General features: G+C 59.0%; 6 protein-coding genes and 2 tRNA genes. 4 read left to right on the top strand and 4 right to left on the bottom strand.

What is annotated here, in order from left to right:
• Nucleotides 1-311 (top strand): integrase core domain-containing protein (locus I5L03_RS13280; protein WP_197922563.1); only part of this gene is annotated, 311 nt, incomplete at its 5' end.
• Between the two features lie 91 nt (nt 312-402).
• Here I5L03_RS13280 and I5L03_RS13275 read toward each other — a convergent pair.
• Nucleotides 403-478, bottom strand: a tRNA-Thr gene (locus tag I5L03_RS13275).
• Between the two features lie 19 nt (nt 479-497).
• Nucleotides 498-571 (bottom strand) — tRNA-Cys (locus I5L03_RS13270).
• Between the two features lie 217 nt (nt 572-788).
• On the opposite strand from I5L03_RS13270, the gene I5L03_RS13265 reads away from it, so the two are divergent.
• On the top strand, nt 789-1,073 hold the full coding sequence (locus I5L03_RS13265) for a PilZ domain-containing protein (protein WP_197922562.1): 285 nt from the start codon (nt 789-791) through the stop codon (nt 1,071-1,073).
• Here I5L03_RS13265 and I5L03_RS13260 read toward each other — a convergent pair.
• Nucleotides 1,028-1,681 carry a winged helix-turn-helix domain-containing protein gene (locus I5L03_RS13260; protein ID WP_325100216.1) on the bottom strand — a complete coding sequence of 218 codons (654 nt, stop codon included), beginning with the start codon at nt 1,679-1,681 and terminating at the stop codon, nt 1,028-1,030. The genes I5L03_RS13265 and I5L03_RS13260 overlap by 46 nt on opposite strands.
• Nucleotides 1,682-1,903: 222 nt before the next feature.
• Complete coding sequence (locus tag I5L03_RS13255) at nt 1,904-3,106, bottom strand: LL-diaminopimelate aminotransferase (protein ID WP_197922561.1); 1,203 nt, start codon at nt 3,104-3,106, stop codon at nt 1,904-1,906.
• 152 nt (nt 3,107-3,258) lie between these two features.
• On the opposite strand from I5L03_RS13255, the gene I5L03_RS13250 reads away from it, so the two are divergent.
• Together I5L03_RS13250 and I5L03_RS13245 are read left to right on the top strand one after the other, a co-directional pair.
• Nucleotides 3,259-5,142 carry a PHA/PHB synthase family protein gene (locus I5L03_RS13250; protein ID WP_197922559.1) on the top strand — a complete coding sequence of 628 codons (1,884 nt, stop codon included), beginning with the start codon at nt 3,259-3,261 and terminating at the stop codon, nt 5,140-5,142.
• A gap of 138 nt (nt 5,143-5,280) precedes the next feature.
• Entirely contained in the window at nt 5,281-6,180 is a 900-nt protein-coding gene (locus tag I5L03_RS13245) for a phasin family protein (protein WP_197922558.1), read from the top strand.
• Nucleotides 6,181-6,337 lie beyond the last annotated feature (157 nt).

The following is a 6,337-nucleotide window of genomic DNA, read 5'->3' as shown; positions in this document are numbered from 1 at the left end:
AGGCCAACAAGATGAGCCACGTGCGCGGCGCACCCTTCCACCCACAGACCCAAGGCAAGATCGAGCGCTGGCATCAGACGCTCAAAAACCGTGTGCTGTTGGAGAATTACTTCCTGCCGGGCGATCTGAAACAGCAGATCGAGGCCCTCGTCGAGCATTACAACCACCAGCGCTACCACGAGAGCCTCGACAACGTCACACCCGCCGATGCCTACTTCGGCAGGGCTGCCGCCATCATCAAACGAAGAGAAAGGATAAAGCAAAAGACACTCGAACATCGGCGCTTGCAACACCGCAAGATCGCCGCCTAAACATCAATCCGAGACGAGGCCCACACTCCGCTGATCTACGCCGCGAGTTGTGCCATAGGTGCTGACGACGGACATTTCCAACTGGAAGTGCTGGTGCCGCTTACGTGACTCGAACACGTGACCCCATCATTACGAATGATGTGCTCTACCAACTGAGCTAAAGCGGCACATTCCCGACTAGGGGAATGGAGGCCCGAGCCGGAATCGAACCGGCGTGCAAGGATTTGCAGTCCTCTGCGTAACCACTCCGCCATCGGGCCTCGCGAAGGCGCGCCAACTAACCCAGCTCGCCCGCCTGTGCAATGCCCTTAATCGTCCTTTTCGTGATTGGCCTTGCAATGATTTGATATGGTGAATGACGGTTTAAGGCTGAATACGAGGAAGTGCTTAGAGAATGCGGTTTAGGACACCTTAACGGCGCGATGCCACAATCGGACCGCGAATCAGCCCACCGGGTCTTCTTAAGAAAGCAAGCCAATGGCATCTGCCGCTCTCGACAAGCAGGAATTGCGCATCAAATGCCGTTCGCGGCGGGGGATGAGCGCCGACCTTGAAGTGCTCGACCTGTCGATTGGCGGGGCAATGGTGGAAGCGCGCGGCTGGAGCGCCAGCCCGGGTGACAGGGTGCTGGTCACTCTGCCGGGCCTCAGCGCCCAGCCAGCCGAGCTGGTATGGAATGAAGATGGCCGGGCGGGTATCGCTTTCGAGCAACCGCTTCACGAAACCGTGTTCGACAAATTCGCGGCACAATTGTCCGGCTGATCAGCCGACTCGCGCAACCAGCCGAGGCTGCGCAGATAGGCATCGAGCGCGTCCTCTCCGGGCGGCTCGTCCGCAAACATCAGCGGCGCGGTGTCGCCGAGCCGATATCCGCCATTGGGTGCGGTTTCGACCATTCCTTCAGCACCAGCGCCCGCAAGCTTGCTGCGCAGGCGCGAGATATGAACCTCAACGCTATTGGTCTCAGGCTCATGATTGAGGCGCCACACATCGGTAAGCAATTGCTTGCGGGTAACGCGTTCGCCGGGCCGATCCGCGAGCCGCCAGATCACTCCGAATTCGCGCGGGTGGAGCCCCAGCCATCGCGCCCCCCGCCGCGCATCGCGGTGGAAGAGATCGAGCGTCAATCCGCCGACATTGCGCCAGCGTGGGAGCATGCCGAACATGTCGCTGACCCGCTGCGCTCTTGCCAGCAATTCGGGCAAATCGGTGTCTGCAGGCAAAGCTTCTGCGCAGCCAAGATTAAGCAATTGCGCGCGTTCTTCGGGCCGCTCCACACCGATCATGATGAGGCGCCATGCGGGCTGGTCGGCGCGCGCCATCGCGATGCGTTGTTCGCCGGTAAGCTTACGCGTGTCGCAAATCAGCACGTGGCGGCATTCCGCGCGGCATCCGCAGCGCCCGCCGCACAACCCCCAGTTGTGCCGACGCAGATCCCATCGTGGCGGAGGCTCAACCCCTCGCGCTATCCACCCAAAGAATGGCAATCAACCGCTCCATAAGCATTACGCTCTTGGCGCAAGTGTTCGCCTTCCAGACGCAAGATTGCAATGCGTTAAGTGGCATTGCCTAAGCCGGCGCCGGCGCGGCGATCACTCGCCTGGCGCTTCGACGCCCATGCTTTGCAGATAGCGTTTGATGTTGCGCGCAGCCTGCCGCAATCGCTGTTCATTCTCCACCATGGCGATACGCACATAGCCTTCGCCGTCTTCGCCATAGCCGACACCCGGTGCCACGGCGACTTCGGCCTGTGTGAGCAATTGCTTGGAGAATTCGAGGCTGCCCATGTCTTTCAGCGCGGGCGGAAGCGGAGCCCATGCGAACATGCTGGCAGGCGGGGAGGGGATTTCCCATCCGGAGCGGGTGAAGGATTCGACCATCACATCGCGCCGCTTGTGATACATCTCACGAGTTTGCTCGACGTAATCCTGCGGTCCATTCAGCGCAGCACATGCCGCCGCTTGGATCGGAGTGAAAGCGCCATAATCTATGTAGCTTTTCACCCGCGTGAGTGCGGAGATCAGCGTGCGATTGCCCACCGCAAATCCCATGCGCCAGCCCGCCATGCCAAAGGTCTTAGAAAGGCTGGTGAATTCGATCGCGATATCCTTGGCATTCTTCGCCTGCAGGATCGAAGGCGTGGGTTTGCCGTCGTAATAGAGTTCCGAATAGGCAAGGTCGGAAAGGATCCATACCTTGTGGAATTTCGCCCAATCGACCAGCCGCTCGTAGAAATCGAGATCGACGACTTCGGCTGTCGGATTGGAAGGGAAATTGACTACCAACACAGTGGGGCGAGGAACGGTGAAAGTCACCGCTTGATCAAGCGCTTTCCAGTAGTCCTCATCAGGCGTGGTCGGCACGCTACGAATGCTCGCGCCTGCAATGATGAAACCGAAGGTGTGGATCGGATAGCTGGGATTGGGCGCAAGGATCGTATCACCCGGAGCCGTGATCGCCGTGGCAAGGCTGGCGAGGCCTTCCTTCGAGCCGAGCGTGACGACGACTTCGTTTTCGGGATCGAGATCGACGCCAAAGCGCCGCTCGTAATAATTGGCCTGGGCCTTGCGCAATCCCGGAATGCCCTTGGACTGCGAATAGCCATGCGCATCCGGATTTTGCGCGACTTCGCACAGCTTGTCGATCACATGCTGCGGTGGCGGCTGGTCGGGATTGCCCATGCCAAGATCGATAATGTCTCGTCCTTCTGCGCGCGCAGCCGCTCGCATCGCATTAACCTCTGCAATGACGTAGGGCGGAAGGCGTTTGATGCGGTAGAAATCATTATCGAGCATGGGCGATGTATATGACCTTTGGCGGAATGGCGTTTGCTTGCTTTCAATGTCAAAAACGCATTGCTGGTGCAACGCGTTCTATCGGCTAGTGCGCCAAATTCGTATGCGCACGGCTTATACACGCGTTCGGTCGCGGCTATAGGGGATAGATCATGGCAAAAGACACGACATCGGGCGATACACCGCCGCAGGACGCGGCCGACATCTTCACCGAAATGCTGCGCATTCAGGGCGAGGCAGCGCGGCAGATGATGCACTCGATCGCTCCGGAAGCGGAGGCGAGCGTACCCGACCAGAGCGCGATCGACGCGATGGGCGATGCCATGATGGAATTCCAGAAGACCTGGCTGCAGTTCTGCCTGCCCGAGGATCAGCGCCCTGCACCCATGCTCACCACGCCCTCCAACTGGCTCGATGCGATGCGCAACTGGTCTGCCGCCATGCCCATGCTCGATCCGGTGCAGCAGCAGAAGATGTGGGCTGATGGCGTCGAGCTTTGGCAGAGCGTGCTCGCGCAATATTCCGCCAGGCCCGATGGTGACGATGCCGCCGACCCGCAGCTTCCCCGCCGCGACCGGCGCTTCGCCGACAAGGCTTGGCGCGATCAGCCGGTTTTTGCGCTTCTCCACCAGACCTATTTGCTTATTGCAGAGCGGTTGCGCGAAAGCGTCGACACCGCCGAGGGCCTCACCGATGAAGAGCGCAAGGATCTGCGCTTCGCCACGCAAAATGTGCTCGACGCGATGAGCCCGGCCAATTTCCCGCTGATGAATCCGGTTGTGCTCGAACGCACGATGGAGACAGGCGGCGACAATATCATGAAGGGGCTCGAGCGGCTCTCAACCGACCTTGAAAAGGGGCAACTCACCCACACCGACACCAGCCAGTTCGAAGTCGGCGGCAATATCGCAGCAACGCCGGGCAAGGTCATTTATGAAAACGAGCTGTTCCAGCTGATCCAGTATACGCCGACCACGCCGGAAGTGATGGAAACGCCGCTGCTGATCTTCCCCCCGTGGATCAACCGTTTCTACATCCTCGATCTCAATGCGAAGAAAAGCTTCGTCAAATGGGCGGTGGATCAGGGCATCACCGTTCTGATGGTGAGCTGGAAATCGGCTGACGACAGCCTCACCCATATCGATTGGGACGATTACTTCCTCGCCCAGATGGAAGCGATCGACGTGGTGCGCGAGCGGCTGAAAGTGAAAAGCGTCCACACTATCGGCTATTGCGTCGCGGGCACGACGCTGGCGGGCACGCTGGCGGTGCAGACGAAGCGCGGTGAGGCGGACAAGGTGAAAAGTGCCACCTTCTTTACCGCGCAGGTCGATTTCACCCATGCGGGCGATCTCAAGCTTTTTGTCGATGATGGGAAGCTCGAATTCATCCGGCAGGCGAGCAAGGGCGGCTATCTCGACGGGCGCTATCTCGCCGCGACGTTCAATATGCTCCGCGGGTCCGACCTGATCTGGAATTACGTGGTCAATCACTATCTGCTGGGCGAGGAATATCCGGCGTTCGACCTGCTCTACTGGAATGGGGACGTCACCAACCTGCCTGCCAAGTGGCACGCCGCTTATCTGCGCGATCTCTATCGCGACAATCTGCTGGTGGAGCCCGATGCGCTGAGCGTCGATAGTACGCCGATCGATCTCACCGAGGTCAAGGTGCCGAGCTACGTGCAGGCGGGGCGGGAAGACCATATCGCTCCGCCCGACAGCGTGTGGAAGATCACCGAACATTTCAGCGGCCCGATCCGCTTCGTACTGGCGGGCAGCGGCCACATTGCCGGCGTGGTCAACCCGCCCGATGCGAAGAAATACCAGTACTGGACCAATGAAGGCGAGTTCGACTCGCTGGAAAGCTTCGTTGAAGGCGCGACGGAGCATCCGGGCAGCTGGTGGCCGGACTGGCTCGAATGGCTCCGCGCGCAAGATTCGAAGACGGTAAAGGCCACCGGAGCGCGCAAGCCCGGGAGCAAGGCCAATCCGGCGATCGAAGATGCGCCAGGCCGCTATGTAAAAGCGCGTTGACGGAATAAATCTGTTAATTAACAGGCAGATGCGATTATTGTGCACTGCACAAAAAATCCTTGACTTCGCACCTGCACAAACCTACATTGTGCACTGCAACAAGAGGTCGCATTGGTGCGACCGCGAAAGCGAGGACACATGGCCGATTCAGATACCAAAAGTGATGCCAGCGCAGAGAAGGCCTATGCCGCAGCCGCGTCTGAGGTGAAGCCTGCCAAGGGTAAGCTTGTCGAATCGCTCAAGGCTGATGCAGCCGAGAACAAGGGCAAGGCCCCGGCCGAAAAGGCTCCCGCCAAGCCGGTAGAAGCCGAAAAGCCCGTTCCGGCGAAAAAGGCTACGGCGAAGAAGGCCGCTCCTGCCAAGAAACCGGCAGCGAAGAAGGCTGCGACAGCCAAGAGCGCCTCGCCGAAGAAAGCTCCCGCGAAGGCAGCGCCGAAGAAAAAGGCTGCTCCTGCAAAGGCAAAAGCTGCTCCCAAGAAAGCAGTCTCGAAAAAGACCTCAGCACCGAAGAAAACTGCAGTGAAACCCGCAAAGAAGGCGGCTCCTGCGAAAACCAAACCCACCGTCTCAGAACTTAAGGAAACCATCATGGCTACCAAGACCACCGATTACACCGCTGTAATGACCGAAACGATGACCGATGCTGCCAAGGAAATGCAGGATCGCGCACAGGTTGCCTACGAAAAGGGCACTGCTGCAATGACCGACGCTACCGATTTCGCCAAGGGCAATGTCGAAGCCGTCGTTGAAAGCAGCAAGATCCTTGCGGAAGGCATGCAGTCCATGGGCAAGACCTATGCCGACGAAGCCAAGACCGCTTACGAAACCATGACCGCCGATCTGAAGGACATGGCCGCAATCAAGAGCCCGACCGAGCTGTTCCAGCTGCAGGGCAAGATCATGCGTCGCAACTTCGATGCAATGGTTGCTGCCTCGTCGAAGAACACCGATGCGGCCATGAAGCTGGCAAATGACGCTGCTGCTCCGATTTCTGGCCGCGTAAACGTCGCAGCTGAAAAGCTTTCGAAGGTCGCCTAATTCGAAGCAACAAGCTCAGGACCGCCATCTCTCTCCCGGTGGTCCGATAGCAGGCCGGGCAGCGCAAGCTGTCCGGCCTGATGCTTTTGCGGCCCGTTTTTGCCGCTGGTGAACGCCGCGGAAAGCTTCGCTCACAAGGTATTTGTAAGACAACCCC

Source organism: Aurantiacibacter sediminis (assembly GCF_016019885.1).
GTDB lineage: Bacteria > Pseudomonadota > Alphaproteobacteria > Sphingomonadales > Sphingomonadaceae > Alteraurantiacibacter > Alteraurantiacibacter sediminis.
This window is presented reverse-complemented; position numbering and strand designations above follow the sequence as displayed.